Genomic DNA, 15,787 nt, shown 5'->3' with positions numbered 1-15,787 from the left:
TCGACGAAACTTCACAACGGATTCGTCGATGGCGAACTCCGATCTTCACTCAGAGTGGTGTCACGCCTCACTGAAGGGAAGGGCCATGACACTCACCGCCATGGGCACAGCGCCCGCCACACGAACCAGCGCCGGTCCCGCGATCGAGATCGTCGCCGCGCTGCGACCGCGCTACGACGAGATCCTCACGACCGAGGCCGTCGCCTTCCTCACCGAGCTGCACCATCGCTTCAGCGGCCGCCGCCACGACCGGCTCGCCGACCGGATGCGCCGTCGCTTCGAGATCGGCAACGGCCACGACCCGCGCTTCCGCGACGACACGGCGCACATCCGCAGCGACCCCGACTGGCGGGTGGCCGGAGCCGGTCCGGGCCTGGAGGACCGCAGGGTCGAGATCACCGGCCCGACCGACCCGAAGATGACGATCAACGCGCTCAACTCCGGCGCACGGGTCTGGCTCGCCGACCAGGAGGACGCGACCTCCCCCACGTGGCAGAACGTGATCGAGGGGCAGCTGAGCCTTCGGGATGCGATCCGGGGCGAGCTGGAGTACACCAGCCCCGACGGCAGGCGGTACAGCGTGACCGCCGACCGCACCCCGACGATCGTGATGCGCCCGCGCGGATGGCACCTCACCGAGAAGCACCTGGAGTTCACCGACCGAGCGGGACGGCGGATGGCCGCCTCCGGGTCGCTCGTCGACTTCGGACTGTACTTCTTCCACAACGCGACGGCCCTGATCGAGAGCGGCCGCGGCCCCTACTTCTACATCGCGAAGCTGGAGAGCGCCGAAGAGGCCCGGCTGTGGGACGACGTCTTCACGTTCAGCGAGGACTACCTCGGCATCCCGCACGGCACCATCCGCGCGACCGTCCTCATCGAGACGCTTCCCGCCGCCTTCGAGATGGAGGAGATCCTCTACGAGCTGCGCGACCACGCCGCCGGGCTCAACGCCGGCCGCTGGGACTACATCTTCTCGATCATCAAGAACTACCGCGGCCGCGGCGCGCGCTTCGTGCTGCCCGACCGGAGCGAAGTGACCATGACCGTGCCGTTCATGCGCGCGTACACCGAGCTTCTCGTGACAACGTGCCACAAGCGCGGCGCCTACGCGATCGGCGGCATGAGCGCCTTCATCCCGAACCGCCGTGACCCCGAGGTCACCGCGCGCGCCATCGAGAAGGTGGCCGCCGACAAGAAGCGCGAGGCCGGCGACGGGTTCGACGGCACGTGGGTGGCCCACCCCGACCTCATCGCGACGGCGCAGGCCGAGTTCGACGCCGTCCTGGGCGACCGTCCGAACCAGGTGGACCGTCAGCGCGACACCTCGACGGGGCTCGGCGCAAGCGAACAGGAGATCGCGGAGCAGCTGCTGGATGTGCACATCGGCCGGCCGATCACCGCGCAGGGCGTGCACGACAACGTGTCGGTGGCGATCCGATACATCGAGGCGTGGCTGCGGGGACTGGGCGCGGTGGCGCTGGACAACCTCATGGAGGATGCCGCGACCGCCGAGATCTCACGCAGCCAGGTGTGGCAGTGGATCCACCAGGACCGCAGGACCGAGGACGGCACGCCGATCACGCGGGAGTACGTGGAGGGTCTCATCGCGACGGTGCTCGGCGAGGTCTCCCGCAGCGACGGCGATCGGTTCGACGACGCCGCCGAGGTCTTCCGCGAGGTGGCGCTGGGCGCCGACTTCCCGGCCTTCCTCACGCTCGGCGCGTACGCCAAGCACCTCGTCGAGACCGAGTGAGATCCCGAGCCACCCCGCGAACAAGGAGCACGACATGACCGCCTACCAGGAGAACATCGACGCCGTCGCGGCGCTGAAGGCCGACCACGGCTCGCGCTGGGATGCCATCGACCCCGAGTACGTCGCCCGCATGCGCGCCCAGAACCGGTTCCGGACCGGACTGGAGATCGCACAGTACACGGCCGACATCATGCGCCGCGACATGGCGGAGTACGACGCCGACCCGTCCGTGTACACCCAGTCGCTCGGCGTCTGGCACGGCTTCATCGGGCAGCAGAAGCTCATCTCGATCAAGAAGCACCTGAAGACCACGAACAAGCGCTACCTGTACCTGTCCGGCTGGATGGTCGCCGCGCTGCGCTCCGAGTTCGGTCCTCTCCCCGACCAGTCGATGCACGAGAAGACGGCGGTCCCTGCGCTCATCGAGGAGCTCTATACGTTCCTGCGCCAGGCCGACGCCCGCGAGCTCGACCTGCTGTTCACCCGGCTCGACGAGGCGCGGGCCGCGGGCGACGAGACCGCGGCCGAGTTCATCCAGTCGCAGATCGACAGCCACCAGACCCACGTGGTGCCGATCATCGCCGACATCGATGCGGGCTTCGGCAACCCGGAGGCGACCTACCTGCTCGCCAAGAAGATGATCGAGGCGGGCGCCTGCGCCATCCAGATCGAGAACCAGGTCTCGGACGAGAAGCAGTGCGGCCACCAGGACGGCAAGGTCACCGTCCCCCACGAGGACTTCCTCGCGAAGATCAACGCCGTGCGGTACGCGTTCCTCGAGCTCGGCATCGACAACGGCATCATCGTCGCCCGCACCGACTCGCTGGGTGCCGGGCTCACCCAGAAGCTCGCCGTCTCCCGCGAGCCCGGCGATCTGGGCGACCGGTACAACTCGTACCTCGACGTGGAGGAGGTCGCCGAAGCGGCGCTCAGCGACGGCGATGTCGTCATCCGACGCGAGGGACGGCTCCTGCGCCCCAGGCGCCTGGCCAGCAACCTCTATCAGTTCCGCCCCGGCACCGGCGAGGACCGCGTCGTGCTCGACTGCATCACGGCGCTGCGCCACGGCGCCGACCTGCTGTGGATCGAGACCGAGAAGCCGCACGTCGAGCAGATCGCCGGGATGGTCGAGCGCATCCGCGCGGAGGTCCCGGACGCGAAGCTCGTCTACAACAACAGCCCGTCGTTCAACTGGACCCTCAACTTCCGGCAGCAGGCCTTCGACCGCATGGTCGAGGAGGGCCGGGATGTCTCCGCGTACGACCGGTCGAACCTCATGAGCGTCGACTACGACGACACCGAGCTGGCGCGGCTGGCCGACGAGAAGATCCGCTCGTTCCAGCGCGACGCCTCCGCCCGCGCCGGCGTCTTCCACCACCTCATCACCCTGCCGACCTACCACACGGCCGCATTGTCGACGGATGACCTGACCAGAGGCTACTTCGCCGACGAGGGCATGCTCGCCTACGTCCGGGGTGTGCAGCGCCGCGAGATCCGCGAGGGCATCGCCACCGTCAAGCACCAGAACATGGCCGGCAGCGACATCGGCGACAACCACAAGGAGTACTTCGCCGGGGAGGCGGCCCTCAAGGCCGGCGGCAAGGACAACACCATGAACCAGTTCGCCTGAGCACGGCGGACGACAGGGATGCCTCCGGCCCGCGGGCCCGGAGGCATCCTCGTGTCTCAGGCGATCTCGCCCGCCTGCACCGTCTCGGCCAGCCCCGCCACGCGCGAGAGGTGGTGGACGCCGTAGAAGTCGGCCGCCGTCAGCCGCTGGTCGCGGTGCGTGTCGGCGCCGGCGAGCACTGCGGTGACGGCGAGTCCGTGCATCCAGCCGCCCACGAGCGTGCCCAGCAGCATGAGATACGGCACGCTGACGGCGTACGCGTCGCGCGTCGCGCCGAAGGCGAGGAGGGCGTCGGTGGCCCGTCGCGCCGCGCCGAGGGCACGGGTCAGCCGCTCGGCCGCCCGCGCGGCGACCGGGTGGCCCGCCGCGCGCAGCGCCGCGATGTTCTCGTCGACGAGGGAGAACAGAGCGGATGCCGTGGCTCCGCCGTCGCGGATGAGCTTGCGGCCGATCAGGTCGTTGGACTGGATCGCGGTGGTGCCCTCGTAGATGGGCATGATGCGTGCGTCGCGGTAGTGCTGGGCGACACCGGTCTCCTCGATGAAGCCCGCGCCGCCGTGCACCTGGATCGCATCCGACGTGAGGCGCAGAGCCTCCTCGGTGGCCCACCCCTTGAAGATCGGCACCAGGAACTCGGCGAGCGCGAGCGTGCCGTCGGCTTCGGCGCGGTCGAACAGATCGCCCAGCAGCACGCCCATCGCGCGCATCGCGTAGATCTCGCTCGACATCGACAGCAGCAGCCGTCGCACATCGGGGTGCTCGGCGATCGTCGTCCCCGCGGGCCGGTCGAGCACCGGACCCTGCAGCCGCTCCTGCGCGTAGGCGTGCGCACGCTGGTAGGCGCGCTCGGCAACCCCGGTGGCCTGCAGGCCCATGCCGGCGCGGGCGGCGTTCATCATGACGAACATGCCCGCGAGCCCCCCGTGCAGCTCGCCGGCGAGGTACCCGGTCGCGTTCTCGTAGACGAGCACGCAGGTGGGGCTTGCGTGGATGCCGAGCTTGTGCTCGAGCGACGCCGTCTGCACGCGGTTGCGTTCGCCCAGCGAGCCGTCGTCGTTCACGAGCGTGCGGGGCACGACGAACAGCGAGATGCCCTTGGCGCCCTCGGGGGCGTCCGGCGTCCGGGCGAGCACGAGGTGCACGATGTTCTCGGCGAGCTCGTGATCGCCCCACGTGATGAAGATCTTCTGCCCGGAGATCGACCACGTGCCGTCGTCGTTCGGCGTGGCCATGGTGCGGATCGCACCGAGATCGGTGCCCGCCTGCGGCTCGGTGAGGTTCATGGTCCCGGTCCACCGGCCCTCCACGAGCGGGGCGAGGTAGGTCTCGCGCAACTCGGGCGAGGCGACGGCGTCGAGGGCGTGGATCGCGCCGGAGGTCAGCAGCACGTTCAGGGCGAACGCCATGTTCGCCGCGTTCCAGATCTCACTGAGGCCGTTCTGCACGAGCACCGGCAGTCCGTCGCCGCCGGCGGAGGCAGCGGCCCCCGCAGTGATCCAGCCGGCCCCCACGAGCGCGTCGTAGGCCTCGGCGAAGCCGTCCGGCAGCGTCGTGCGGCCGTCGACGAGCCGCGCGCCGATGCGATCGCCCGCCTGATCGAGCGGCGCCAGCACCTCGGCGGCGAATTCGCCGGCCGCCGTCAGCACGTCGACGGCGTCATCCGCGGTCATGGCACCGTCGGTGGCGCGTGCCACCAGATCGGCGCCGAACGCATCGCGGTAGAGGAACGCGTAGTCCTGAACGGGCGGGGTGTAGACGGAGGCGTCCGGCATGACGGTCCTTTCGGGGTGCGGGTCGGCGCGCACCAATGAGACTGCGTACCATTCTAGATGGAACTGAGTCCCAGCTCCAGAGGCCGCTGCGTCAGTTCCACGCGCGCCGACGCGCGCGCGACGAGAGGACGGCGGCGACGGCGATCCACGGCACGATCCAGACGACGCCCACGATGACGCCGAGGATCGGGTACACGATCAGGCCGTCCGGTGTGTCCATGTAGAGGCCGCCGAAGGCGACGACGGCGGCGCCCAGCATCCCCGCCCCCGCGATCATGCGCAGCACGCCGACAGCCCGCGGCGGCGACGGGCTGCGCGCCCCCCACACGGCCAGAAGCACCCCGCCGGCGACGAGCATCACGGCCGGCACGAACAACACCACCACCGCGCCTTCCATCTGCTCACCATAGCCCCGCCCAAGTACGCTGGAGGGGTGACCCGACGTGCACCGCTCTCGCGCAAACTGGCCGCCATCGCCGAGTCGGCGACCCTCAAGGTCGACGCCAAGGCCAAGGCGCTGCGGGCGGCCGGCCGGCCGGTCATCTCCTATGCGGCGGGCGAGCCCGACTTCCCCACTCCGCCGCACATCGTCGACGCCGCCCGGCGCGCCCTCGACGACCCGGCGAACTTCCGCTACACGCCGGCGGCAGGCCTTCCCGCGCTGCGCGATGCGATCGCCGACAAGACCCGCCGCGACTCGGGACTCGAGGTCGACCCGTCGCAGATCGTCGTGACCAACGGCGGCAAGCAGGCCGTGTACCAGGCGTTCCAGGCCGTGGTGAATCCCGGCGACGAGGTGCTGCTGCCTGCACCGTACTGGACGACCTATCCGGAGGCGATCGCCCTGGCCGACGGCGTGCCCGTCGAGGTGTTCGCCGGCGCCGACCAGGACTACAAGGTCACCGTCGAGCAGCTGGAGGCCGCCCGCACCGACCGCACCACCGCGCTCGTGTTCGTATCGCCGTCCAATCCCACCGGCTCGGTCTACACACCGGAGCAGACGCGCGCGATCGGGGAATGGGCGGTGGCGCACGGCATCTGGATCATCACCGACGAGATCTACCAGAACCTCACGTATGAGGGCGCCGAGGCCGTGTCCATCGTCGCAGCGGTCCCTGAAGCGGCCGGCCAGACCATCCTCGTCAACGGGGTCGCGAAGACGTACGCGATGACCGGGTGGCGGGTGGGCTGGATGACCGCGCCGAAGGATGCCGTGAAGCTCGCCGCGAACCTGCAGTCGCACCTGACGAGCAACGTGAACAACATCGCCCAGCGCGCGGCGCTGGAGGCGCTCACCGGCCCGCAGGACGCGGCGGAGCGGATGCGTCAGGCGTTCGACCGGCGCCGACGGCTGATCGTCGCCGGACTCTCCGAGATCGAAGGGGTGACCGTCCCCAACCCGCTGGGCGCGTTCTACGTCTATCCGGACGTGCGAGGGCTCCTCGGCCGCGAGTGGCGGGGAACCCGGGTGGAGACGTCACTGGAGCTGGCCGACCTCATCCTCGACGAGGTCGAGGTGGCGGTCGTGCCCGGCGAGGCGTTCGGCCCCTCGGGCTACCTGCGGCTGTCGTACGCACTCGGCGACGAGCAGCTGCAGGAGGGCCTGCAGCGCCTCCAGTCCCTGTTCTCCTGACGCCGACCGCTCGCACACCGCCGAGGTGTCACGGGTCTTCCCGCTCACCCGCCCGGACGACCCCCGTCTCGTAGGCGAGCACGGCGATCTGCACCCGGTCGCGCAGTCCGAGCTTGGACAGCAGCCTCGACACGTACGACTTGACGGTCGCCTCGCTGAGGTGCAGCTGCGCCGCGATCTCGGAGTTGGCCATCCCGCGGGCGACGAGCTTGAGGACCTCCGTCTCGCGGTCGGTGAGCGCCTGCATCGCGGCGGGCACGTCGGCCTCCGGCTCGGCGATCGCATGCCGGGCGACGAGGCGGTCGATCACCGCCGGCGCCAGCATCGCCTCACCGGCGGCGATCACACGCACGCCCTGCACGAGCCCCGCCGGGGACACGTCCTTGAGGAGGAATCCCGAGGCGCCCGCGCGGATCGCGCCGTACACGTACTCGTCGAGGTCGAAGGTCGTCAGGGCCAGCACCTTGGGCGGGTCGGGCACGGCCACGACGCGCCGGGTGGCCTCGATGCCGTCCATCCGCGGCATCCGGATGTCCATGATGACGACGTCCGGGCGGTGCTCGCGTGCTCCCGCCACCGCCTCGACACCGTCCGCGGCCTCGGCCACGACGTCGATCCCGGCACGCTCCAGGATGAGCCGGAATCCCGTGCGCACGAGGTCCTGGTCATCGGCGACGAGGACGCGCAGTGCGTGCCCGGCATCCTCAGCCATGCGTCACCTCCGGCGTGGGGAGCACGGCCGTGACGCGGAAGCCGGCGTCGGTGCGCGCGGCCGTCACGTGACCGCCGTAGAGCGCTGCCCGCTCCCGCATCCCGATCAGGCCGTGACCGACCCGCCCGGGCCGCTCCGCCCGGATCGCCGTCCCGTTGTCCTGCACATCCACCTCGACCCGGTCATCGGCGGCCCGCACGATGACGTGCGCCTGCGAGGCATCCGAGTGCCTGCGCACATTCGTGAGCGCCTCCTGCACGATGCGGTAGACCGCCAGGCCGAGTCCCGGGGATACGGCGCCCAGATCCCCGGCGGTGTCGAGGGTCGTGCGCAGCGTCTGCGAATCGGATGACTCGACCAGTTCGCGCAGTGCGGCAAGACCCGGCTGCGGATCGAGCGAGACCGCGTCGCCCGGCCCGCGCAGCATCTCGACGACCCGCCTGACCTCGTCCAGCGATGCCGTCCCGACCGACCGGATGTCCCGGAGGGCGCGTGCGACGAAGGCGGGATCGTCCTCGACGACCTGCTCCGCGGCGCCCGCCTGCACCACGATGACGCTGACGGAGTGGGCCAGGCTGTCGTGCAGCTCGCGCGCGATGCGGGTGCGCTCGGCGGCGACCGCCGCGATGGTCGCCTCCCGCAGTTCGTGCTCGGCCGCGCTGAGCCGCAGCGCCGCGCTCACCGCGCGCTGCTCGGACAGCCGAAGGCCCCGCCCGACGGCGAACGCGATGACGCACATGGCCCAGTGGAAGACGATCTCGTCGAGCCCCTGCAGCGCCTCGATCACGAAGTCGCCCAAGAGCAGGGTGGCCGCCGCGACCGCGGCGCCCACCCACGGCAGGCGCCCGCTGCCGTGTCGCGCCAGCGAGTACAGAGCGAGCATGAAGGGCACGACCTGCCCGAAGAACAAGGCGTGCATGTGGCCGAGCGTCGCGATGCCGATCACGAGCCAGATCAGGAACACCGCGACGCACGCCTCGGTGCGCAGCCGCCGGAGTGCGAGTGCGCCTCCGGCGAGCACGACGCCGATCGAGCTGACGACCGGCGAGCCGTCGCCGTAGACCGACTCGAACGGCACCCACAGCTCGGCGAGCCCCAGGACGACGACGACCAGCGCGAGGCATGCATCCTGCAGGCCGATCCAGAGCTGCCGCCGCGACATGGCCGCACGCTACTGCGTCACAGGTCGCCGGTGATCCTCCTGCGGTCGATGGGCTGTCGACCGCGGTCTATCCGATCGCCGCCGAGGTCGACCCGGCGCAGACCGCAGGCCGATGGCGCCGCGGCGAATGCTCCGTAGCGTCGGCGGCACCGTGCGGACCTCCCGCACCTCGATGATCAAGGATCCGCCCATGTCGAACCTCGCCCGTCTCTACCGCCTCACGACCGTCATCGCCCTCGCGCTGTGGTCGGCGTCCGGCGTCGCGTTCATCGCGACGGCCCTGAACTCCGATCCAGACGCCGCGCCCGTCTCCGCGCTCGCCTTCCTGTGCGCTCAGGCCGCGCTCGGCGTCTCCGCGGTCGGACTCGGCCACCTGCTGCGCGATCGCACGCCCGTGCTGGCGCCCATCGCCTCCGGCCTCCTCTTCCTCAGCGCATTCGGGCACGCCGCCTTCGCCGGATCGATGCTGGTCGCCCCTGATCCCGATGCCGCATCCGCCCCGTGGGCGCTCGACCTCATCGCACCGCCGACGATGGTCGGCATCATCGGCGGGACGATCGTCCTGGCGATCGCGCTGTTCCGAGCCCGGCTCGGCGTCGCGTGGCTGTGGATCGTCCTGATCGGCTGGGTCGTCGTCGAGTTCTTCCTCTCCGGACTGGGCATCTGGGCGAGCCTCGCGTCGGCGGTCCTGCTGGTGGTGGGTTTCGGCGGACTCGCCGTGGTCACCGCTCGCAGCGACCTGCGCGACTGGACGACGGTGCGCGAGTGGACCGCGACCGATGCCGCCGAGCCGGCGCGGGCTGCTGCGGCGAACTGACCGCGCGGCGCGCGCCTACAGCTCGACGCCGATGAGCACGGGTTCGGGCTGGAGGATCAGCCCGAACTCCGCGGCGACGCGGCTCTGGATGTAGCGAGCCAGCTCGCTGATCTCGGCTGCCGTCGCTCCGCCGCGGTTGGTGAGCGCCAGCGCATGCTTCGACGACAGAGCGGCACGCGAACGCGGCAGCTTGAACCCCTTGCGGATGCCGGACTGCTCGATGAGCCAGGCGGCGCTGACCTTGACGTCGGGGGCCTCCCCCGACGGCCGCGGCACGTAGCCGTCGAACTCGGCGAGGGGGATGATCGTGACGGGGTCGAGGTCGGGGCGCACCGGCCAGCGCGGGCAGGCGGCGGGGAGGGTTCTGGCGAAGGATGCCGACACGATCGGATTCTGGAAGAACGAACCCGCGCTGTGCGTGTCGGGATCGTGGTCGTCGACGACCATCCCCTTGCCGCGGCGCGTGGCCAGCACGTGCTCGCGGATCCAGCGCAGCGACACGGCCTGCCCGCGCTCCAGGCCCAGGGCGCGGCGCAGCTGCTCGCCGGGAATGGGGCGCTCGGCATCGCCCACCTCGGCGAGCTCGAGGGTGGCGGAGACGATGACGGCGCGGCGGCGGGGCGCAGAGCCGTAGTGGTGCTTGAGCACGGAGGTGCGGAACCCGAACCCGAGTTCGGATGCCGGCACAGTCACCGGCTCGTCGGCGCCTTCGTCGAGCAGCCCCACCTCGACGAGGGTCTGCTCGATCTCCTGCCCGTAGGCGCCGACGTTCTGGACCGGAGCGCCGCCCACCGTGCCGGGGATCCCCGACATCGCCTCGATGCCGGCCAGCCCGTGGTCGACCGTCCAGGCGACGAGGTCGTCCCAGGAGTGCCCGGCCGCGACACGCAGTCGCACCGTGCCGGGCCGCGCCCCCGGCATCCGCTCCACTCCGCTGGTGAGCACGCGGATGACGGTTCCCTCCAGCGGCTCGTCGCCGACGAACAGGTTGGATCCGCCGCCCAGCACGAGCCAGGGCTCGTCGCCGCTCCAGGCCTCCCGCAGCGCCTCGACCAGCTCGTCGCGGGTGTGCGCGTCGATCATGCGCTGCGGGGCGGCGCCGGTGCGCAGCGTCGTCAGGCGTGCGAGCGGGATGGGGGTGACTTCGGCCATGTCGTGGATCGTCGTGTCAGCGCCGGACGCGGACCTGCGCCTTGCCGAGCACCGTGGTGTCGCCGTGCGCGACCGTCAGGTCGATGCGCGCGGTGTCGTCGTCGACGGCGCCGACCTTCGCGACGACGGTGACCTCGGCGCCGTCCTCGGCGTCGACGACGACCGGGCGTGTGAAGCGGACCCCGTATTCGACGATGCGGCCCGCATCGCCCAGCCACGGCACGATCGTCTCGACGGCGAGACCCATCGTGAGCATCCCGTGCGCGAGCACCCCGGGCAGGCCCACCCGTGCTGCGACGTCGTCGCGGTAGTGGATCGGGTTGAAGTCGCCCGACGCCCCCGCGTACCGCACCAGCGCCTCGCGGGTCAGGTGCACGGTGCGCTCGGCGACGACGTCTCCGATCTGCATCACTCCTCGCCTCCGATCAGCAGGACCGAGGTGGCCGTGACGACGTGGCTGCCGGCGGCATCCACGATCTCGGCCTCGCTGGTGACCATGGCCCCCTTGCCGACCGCACGCACGCCGCTGATGCTCAGCTGCGCGGTCAGCTCGTCGCCGGCGACGATCGGGCGGGTGTAGCGGAAACGCTGCTCGGCGTGGATGGTGCGCTCCAGCGCGATGCCCGAGTCGGGTTCGGCCAGCAGCTGCTGCAGGGTCAGATCCTGGATGACCATCGCGAACGTCGGCGGCGCGACGACATCGGGATAGCCCAGCACCTGTGCGGCGGCCGGATCGGTGTGCTGCGGGTCGGTCGCGAAGACGGCGCGGGCGAACTCCCGCACCTTCTCGCGCCCCACGAGGTAGGGGGCGGTCGGCGGAAAGGCGCGGCCGACCAGATCGGGATTCACGGGCACCCTGGCATCCTACCGGGGGCGCGCTCAGCGGCCGCGGCCCCGGACTGCGCGCACCGCCATCTGAACCGCGATGAACACGAGGAAGGCCGCGAAGAGGATGTTGCCCACGAGCGGGCTGATGAGCGTCGAGATCCAGGCTCCCAGGGCGGTGGTCGTGCAGGCCGAGGCGCCCACGAGCGCGGCGCCCAGCAGGTCGACGTTGTGCCGGCGCAGATTGCCGATCGTGCCCGAGATGGCCGTGGGGATCATCATGAGCAGCGACGTGCCCTTGGCGATGATGTCGCTGGTGCCGAACAGGAGCAGGAGTGCCGGCACGACGATCACGCCGCCCCCGACGCCGAGCAGTCCCGCGAGAAGACCCGTGATGACGCCGAGCACGACCAGTCCGGGCACCGTCACCCAGGTGAGCTCGAGGACCGCGTCGCGGGAGGGGACGACGACGAACAGTCCCACGATCACCACGACGAGGAATCCCACGAAGCACCAGCGCAGCACGGTCTGCGACATGCGCGGCAGCAGCCACGTGCCGACCTGGGCGCCGACCACCGCCCCGGCCGCGAGGATCAGACCCGGAATCCAGGCGACGCCGTCGTGCACGGCGTACGAGATCACGCCGATGGCCGCGGTGGGCACGATCGCCGCCAGCGACGTCCCCGCCGCGAGCCGCTGATCGAAATGGAGCACCATCACCAGCAGCGGGACGATGACGGTTCCGCCCCCCACGCCGAACAGGCCCGAGAGCAGACCGGCCGACAGCCCGATGCCGATGAAGGCGAGCACCGCACGCGCGCCGCGGGCCCGTGCCGCCTGCGATCCGTCCATCCGCTCCACCCTATCGATGCCACGCTCCGCTACAGTGTCGCGCATGAGCGGCATCGACCTCAGCGCGCTCGGAGCATCGGACATCAGCGGCTGGGATCTGCTGTGGGCGGTGCTGGCATCCTTGGCCGGCTGGATCGCATCGATCTTCGTGTTCCGGGGACTGCGCACCTTGATGCGCAGGACGCCGAACGTGACCGAGAGCATGGCGCTGCTGGTCGCCCGCATCGGGCGCTACCTCGTGATCCTGCTCGGGATCGGCGTGGGGCTCGCCTTTCTCGGGGTCGGCGTGCAGCCCCTCCTCGCGATCGTGATCATCCTCGGCATCGTCGCCGTGCTCGTGCTGCGCGGGTTCGCAGACAACTTCGCGGCCGGGGTGATGCTGCAGACGAGGCATCCGATCAAGCTCGGCGACGAGGTGCAGTCGGAGGGCGTCGTCGGCACGGTCGTCGAGCTCAACGGCCGGTCGGTTGTGCTGCACACCGTCGACGGCCGCTCGGTGCACATCCCCAACTCCACCATGCTCGGCGAGCCGATCGTCAATCATTCCGCACGCGGAATGCGCCGCAGCGAGGTGCAGGTGCGGATTCCGCGGACGGCCGGCACGGACATCCCCGCGACGCTCACGATGCTGACGGATGCCGCGAGCTCCGTCGACGGAGTCCACACGCGCGAGCACACCCGCTCGCTCGCCGTCACCGTCTCTCCGGACCGCCTCACCGCGCGCGTGCAGTTCTGGCACCATCCGCTCGAGTCGGTCACCGTCACCTCGGGCGTCGTCCTCGCCGTCTCGCAGGCCCTCGGCGCAGCCGGGCTCGACGGCACGGTCACCAGCACTCCGGGCGATCCTCCGCTGACGCCGCCCGATCCGGTCTGACCGCGCATGCTCTGAAGGCCAGTGGTGCCGGCGCCCGCCCGGCGCTAGATTCGGCGCGTGACCGACACTCCCGAGGGTGACCGCTCGCCTGAGCGGACCGGATCGCGGCGCGGGGAACGCGCGCTCGAGGTCGTCACCGTGCTCGTGCTGTCGATCACCGCGGTGCTGACGGCCTGGTGCGGCTTCGAGGCGTCCAAGTGGGGCGGCGAGATGTCGATCGCCTTCAGCCAGGCCTCCAGCGCGCGCATCCAGGCGGCGACCGCCGCGGGCGAAGCCCGCAGTGCGACGCAGTACGACCTCTCGCTGTACATCGAGTGGGTGCGCGCCGAGTTCGCCGGCGACGCCGAACTGGCCGAGTACGTCGAGGCGCGGTTCCCCCCGCATCTGCGCGTCGCCTTCGACGCGTGGACAGACGGCGGGCGTCAGGCGCACGGACCCTTCGCCATTGCGGAGTACGTGCCGCCCGGCACCGACGAGGCGGCCGAGCTGAACAAGCGCGCCGACACCAGATTCCAGGACGCGCTGACCTACAACCAGCGCGGCGACAACTACTCGCTGCTGACGGTGCTGTTCGCCCTGGTCCTCTTCCTCACCGCGCTGTCGCAGCGCGACATCACGCGGTGGGCACGGCACACGTTCCTCGGGCTCGCGATCGCGGTGGGCGTCGCCTGCGCGGTCATCGTGCTCACCTTCCCCATCAAGATCTGACGCGGTGCGATGTGAGCCACGACCCAGTGCCCGACGACATGGTGCCGATCCCCGGCGGCACCTTCCGCATGGGGTCGGAGGAGTTCTACCCCGACGAGCGCCCCGTGCACGAGCGCACCGTCGCCGGCTTCCTCCTCGATCGGCACGCGGTCACCAACGAGGACTTCGCCGCCTTCGTCGAGGCGACCGGCTACGTCACGGTGGCCGAGCGGCCCATGGATGCCGCCGACTATCCGGGCGTCGCCGCGGAGGACCTGGTCCCGGGTGCGCTCGTGTTCACCCCGACGCCCGGGCCGGTCGACCTCGCCGACTGGCGTCAGTGGTGGCGCTGGCAGCCGGGTGCCCAGTGGCGCCACCCGGAGGGCCCGGAGTCGACGATCGACGGTCGGATGCGGCATCCCGTCGTGCAGGTCGCGTTCGAGGATGCCGCGGCGTACGCGCGGTGGTCGGGCAAGCGCCTGCCCACTGAGGCCGAGCACGAATACGCCGCGCGCGGCGGAGGGGACGGCGCCCGCTTCGCCTGGGGCGACGAGCCCTACCCGGGGGACATCCCGCAGGCGAACACGTGGATCGGGCGGTTCCCCTACGACAACCGAGGGCGGTTCGGCGCGGGCACCGCCCCGGTCGGCTCGTATCCGGCGAACGGATACGGCCTGTTCGACATGATCGGGAACGTGTGGGAGTGGACCAGCGACTACTACACGACGCGCCACCTCGTTCCGGGGCGCGCGCCGGTGGACCAGGGCCGGCGCGCCGGGCTGCTCGCCACGGCGAGCGCCGAGCCCGGATCGCGGATTCCGCGGCGTGTGCTCAAGGGCGGCTCGTACCTGTGCTCGCCCGATTACTGCCTGCGCTTCCGCCCCGCGGCGCGCTCTCCCCAGGCCGACGACACCGCGGCGACCCACATCGGCTTCCGGTGCGCGCGGGACGCCTGAGGCGCCCGCCCGTGGCACAGCGGACGCGCGGGCTCGGCGCCACCAGCACCCCGCCACTAGCGCATCCGCCCGCGCCGCGTCTACTGTGAGCCGCGGAAGGCCTTGTGGATCGACGAGAGGAAACGTCCATGGCAGAGTTCCGTTACGGACCCGTCGAACTGTATCTGGTGGGATTCGAGGGCGAGCGGCCGGCTCCGGCCGTCGTCGACGCGCTCGCCGGCCTGCTGGAGAGCGGCCTCATGCGCCTGCTCGACTTCATCATCATCTCCCGCTCCGAGGACGGCGAGGTGACGGTCGTCGAGGTCGAGGAGGATGCCGACGAGTACGGACTCGGCGACCTCGAGCTGGCCGCCATCGGCATCGCCGGAGATGAGGACATCGACGAGCTCGCCGAGCTCGTGCCCCCGGGGCAGTCGGCCGCGCTGGTGGTGCTGGAGATGGCCTATGCACGCGACCTCGCCGAGAAGATCGCCGCCTCGGGTGCGGAGGTGCTCAGTGTGGAGCGCATCCCGGCGCCCGTCGTCAACGCCATCGTGGACGCCGTCGATGAGGTCGAGGCCGAGATCGAAGCAGAACTGGAAGACGAACTGGAGAGCTGAGGGAGATCGTCATGGTCATCAGGAGAGTGGGCCGTCCGGGCCTGATCGGGCTCGCCGCCCGCACCGCGGTCGTCGCGGGCACCGCCAGCGCCGTGACCGGCGCGATGTCGAACAAGCAGCAGAAGAAGGCGCAGGCCGAGCAGGAGCAGCAGCAGTACCAGGCCGCGCAGCAGCAGGCGCAGATCGACGCCGCGGCGAAGGCGGCGGTGGCCGAGCAGGCGGCACCGGCGGCGCCCGCAGCACCCGCCGGCGGAACGGACATCGTCGCCGAACTGCAGAAGCTCGCCGCATTGAAGGATGCCGGCGTGCTCAGCGACGCGGAGTTCGAGGCGGCGAAGGCGAAACTGCTCGGCTGACACC

Annotated in this window: 17 protein-coding genes; 9 read left to right on the top strand and 8 right to left on the bottom strand. The window is 70.9% G+C overall.

Translation table 11 applies throughout. From position 1 onward, the window contains the following. Positions 1-85: 85 nt before the first annotated feature. Complete coding sequence (gene aceB, locus ACIWQI_RS11810; RefSeq protein ID WP_396657643.1) at positions 86-1,756, top strand: malate synthase A; 1,671 nt, start codon at positions 86-88, stop codon at positions 1,754-1,756. A gap of 34 nt (positions 1,757-1,790) precedes the next feature. Continuing rightward, positions 1,791-3,386 (top strand): isocitrate lyase, encoded by a 1,596-nt coding sequence (locus ACIWQI_RS11805; RefSeq protein WP_396657642.1) that lies wholly within the window; start codon positions 1,791-1,793, stop codon positions 3,384-3,386. Positions 3,387-3,442: 56 nt separating this feature from the next. Here the strand turns inward: ACIWQI_RS11805 and ACIWQI_RS11800 are convergent, their stop codons facing one another. Then, entirely contained in the window at positions 3,443-5,158 is a 1,716-nt protein-coding gene (locus tag ACIWQI_RS11800; RefSeq protein ID WP_396657640.1) for an acyl-CoA dehydrogenase, read from the bottom strand. A 91-nt stretch (positions 5,159-5,249) separates the two neighbouring features. Continuing rightward, positions 5,250-5,555 (bottom strand): hypothetical protein, encoded by a 306-nt coding sequence (locus ACIWQI_RS11795; RefSeq protein ID WP_396657638.1) that lies wholly within the window; start codon positions 5,553-5,555, stop codon positions 5,250-5,252. A gap of 36 nt (positions 5,556-5,591) precedes the next feature. Here ACIWQI_RS11795 and ACIWQI_RS11790 point away from each other — a divergent pair, with 36 nt between their 5' ends. Continuing rightward, entirely contained in the window at positions 5,592-6,791 is a 1,200-nt protein-coding gene (locus ACIWQI_RS11790; RefSeq protein ID WP_396657637.1) for a pyridoxal phosphate-dependent aminotransferase, read from the top strand. Positions 6,792-6,819: 28 nt separating this feature from the next. Here ACIWQI_RS11790 and ACIWQI_RS11785 read toward each other — a convergent pair whose 3' ends face one another. Together ACIWQI_RS11785 and ACIWQI_RS11780 are read right to left on the bottom strand one after the other, a co-directional pair. Beyond that, entirely contained in the window at positions 6,820-7,503 is a 684-nt protein-coding gene (locus ACIWQI_RS11785; RefSeq protein ID WP_396657636.1) for a response regulator, read from the bottom strand. Beyond that, complete coding sequence (locus ACIWQI_RS11780; protein ID WP_396657635.1) at positions 7,496-8,665, bottom strand: sensor histidine kinase; 1,170 nt, start codon at positions 8,663-8,665, stop codon at positions 7,496-7,498. The genes ACIWQI_RS11785 and ACIWQI_RS11780 overlap by 8 nt, the downstream gene beginning before the upstream one ends. Positions 8,666-8,855: 190 nt before the next feature. Here ACIWQI_RS11780 and ACIWQI_RS11775 point away from each other — a divergent pair, with 190 nt between their 5' ends. After that, positions 8,856-9,482: a hypothetical protein gene (locus ACIWQI_RS11775; RefSeq protein WP_396657633.1), complete on the top strand. Its 627-nt coding sequence runs from the start codon at positions 8,856-8,858 to the stop codon at positions 9,480-9,482. A 15-nt stretch (positions 9,483-9,497) separates the two neighbouring features. On the opposite strand, the gene ACIWQI_RS11770 is transcribed toward ACIWQI_RS11775, so the two are convergent. From ACIWQI_RS11770 to ACIWQI_RS11755, 4 genes are read right to left on the bottom strand one after another with little or no spacing between them, the layout of a single operon-like run. Next, positions 9,498-10,643, bottom strand: coding sequence for a UDP-N-acetylmuramate dehydrogenase (locus ACIWQI_RS11770; RefSeq protein ID WP_396657702.1), 1,146 nt, complete (start codon positions 10,641-10,643; stop codon positions 9,498-9,500). Between the two features lie 7 nt (positions 10,644-10,650). Next, positions 10,651-11,043 carry a MaoC/PaaZ C-terminal domain-containing protein gene (locus ACIWQI_RS11765; protein WP_396657632.1) on the bottom strand — a complete coding sequence of 131 codons (393 nt, stop codon included), beginning with the start codon at positions 11,041-11,043 and terminating at the stop codon, positions 10,651-10,653. Continuing rightward, positions 11,043-11,489, bottom strand: coding sequence for a MaoC family dehydratase N-terminal domain-containing protein (locus tag ACIWQI_RS11760; RefSeq protein WP_396657630.1), 447 nt, complete (start codon positions 11,487-11,489; stop codon positions 11,043-11,045). The genes ACIWQI_RS11765 and ACIWQI_RS11760 overlap by 1 nt, the downstream gene beginning before the upstream one ends. Positions 11,490-11,513: 24 nt before the next feature. Beyond that, positions 11,514-12,311 (bottom strand): sulfite exporter TauE/SafE family protein, encoded by a 798-nt coding sequence (locus ACIWQI_RS11755; RefSeq protein ID WP_396657629.1) that lies wholly within the window; start codon positions 12,309-12,311, stop codon positions 11,514-11,516. 43 nt (positions 12,312-12,354) lie between these two features. Between ACIWQI_RS11755 and ACIWQI_RS11750 the strand changes: the two genes are divergently transcribed. The 5 genes from ACIWQI_RS11750 to ACIWQI_RS11730 all read left to right on the top strand — a co-directional run bounded on the left by ACIWQI_RS11750 (position 12,355) and on the right by ACIWQI_RS11730 (position 15,783). Next, on the top strand, positions 12,355-13,185 hold the full coding sequence (locus ACIWQI_RS11750) for a mechanosensitive ion channel family protein (RefSeq protein WP_396657628.1): 831 nt from the start codon (positions 12,355-12,357) through the stop codon (positions 13,183-13,185). Positions 13,186-13,242: 57 nt separating this feature from the next. Next, positions 13,243-13,893, top strand: coding sequence for a hypothetical protein (locus ACIWQI_RS11745; protein WP_396657626.1), 651 nt, complete (start codon positions 13,243-13,245; stop codon positions 13,891-13,893). A 38-nt stretch (positions 13,894-13,931) separates the two neighbouring features. After that, positions 13,932-14,828, top strand: coding sequence for a formylglycine-generating enzyme family protein (locus ACIWQI_RS11740; RefSeq protein ID WP_396657701.1), 897 nt, complete (start codon positions 13,932-13,934; stop codon positions 14,826-14,828). A 128-nt stretch (positions 14,829-14,956) separates the two neighbouring features. Then, the gene (locus ACIWQI_RS11735; RefSeq protein WP_396657625.1) at positions 14,957-15,427 is read left to right on the top strand and encodes a DUF6325 family protein; all 471 of its coding nucleotides are present in this window, start codon (positions 14,957-14,959) and stop codon (positions 15,425-15,427) included. 11 nt (positions 15,428-15,438) lie between these two features. Then, positions 15,439-15,783: an SHOCT domain-containing protein gene (locus tag ACIWQI_RS11730; RefSeq protein ID WP_396657624.1), complete on the top strand. Its 345-nt coding sequence runs from the start codon at positions 15,439-15,441 to the stop codon at positions 15,781-15,783. The last annotated feature ends 4 nt before the right edge of the window (positions 15,784-15,787 follow it).

The sequence above is a fragment of the Microbacterium sp. genome, assembly GCF_044508325.1.
Taxonomy (GTDB): Bacteria; Actinomycetota; Actinomycetes; order Actinomycetales; family Microbacteriaceae; genus Microbacterium.
This window is presented reverse-complemented; position numbering and strand designations above follow the sequence as displayed.

Bases quoted from the DNA above. Each gene is read 5' to 3' on its own strand.
- aceB (WP_396657643.1), top strand. From the start codon at position 86: ATGACACTCACCGCCATGGGCACAGCGCCCGCCACACGAACCAGCGCC.
- ACIWQI_RS11805 (WP_396657642.1), top strand. From the start codon at position 1,791: ATGACCGCCTACCAGGAGAACATCGACGCCGTCGCGGCGCTGAAGGCC.
- ACIWQI_RS11800 (WP_396657640.1), bottom strand. From the start codon at position 5,158: ATGCCGGACGCCTCCGTCTACACCCCGCCCGTTCAGGACTACGCGTTC.
- ACIWQI_RS11795 (WP_396657638.1), bottom strand. From the start codon at position 5,555: ATGGAAGGCGCGGTGGTGGTGTTGTTCGTGCCGGCCGTGATGCTCGTC.
- ACIWQI_RS11785 (WP_396657636.1), bottom strand. From the start codon at position 7,503: ATGGCTGAGGATGCCGGGCACGCACTGCGCGTCCTCGTCGCCGATGAC.
- ACIWQI_RS11780 (WP_396657635.1), bottom strand. From the start codon at position 8,665: ATGTCGCGGCGGCAGCTCTGGATCGGCCTGCAGGATGCATGCCTCGCG.
- ACIWQI_RS11775 (WP_396657633.1), top strand. From the start codon at position 8,856: ATGTCGAACCTCGCCCGTCTCTACCGCCTCACGACCGTCATCGCCCTC.
- ACIWQI_RS11765 (WP_396657632.1), bottom strand. From the start codon at position 11,043: ATGCAGATCGGAGACGTCGTCGCCGAGCGCACCGTGCACCTGACCCGC.
- ACIWQI_RS11755 (WP_396657629.1), bottom strand. From the start codon at position 12,311: ATGGACGGATCGCAGGCGGCACGGGCCCGCGGCGCGCGTGCGGTGCTC.
- ACIWQI_RS11750 (WP_396657628.1), top strand. From the start codon at position 12,355: ATGAGCGGCATCGACCTCAGCGCGCTCGGAGCATCGGACATCAGCGGC.
- ACIWQI_RS11740 (WP_396657701.1), top strand. From the start codon at position 13,932: ATGGTGCCGATCCCCGGCGGCACCTTCCGCATGGGGTCGGAGGAGTTC.
- ACIWQI_RS11735 (WP_396657625.1), top strand. From the start codon at position 14,957: ATGGCAGAGTTCCGTTACGGACCCGTCGAACTGTATCTGGTGGGATTC.
- ACIWQI_RS11730 (WP_396657624.1), top strand. From the start codon at position 15,439: ATGGTCATCAGGAGAGTGGGCCGTCCGGGCCTGATCGGGCTCGCCGCC.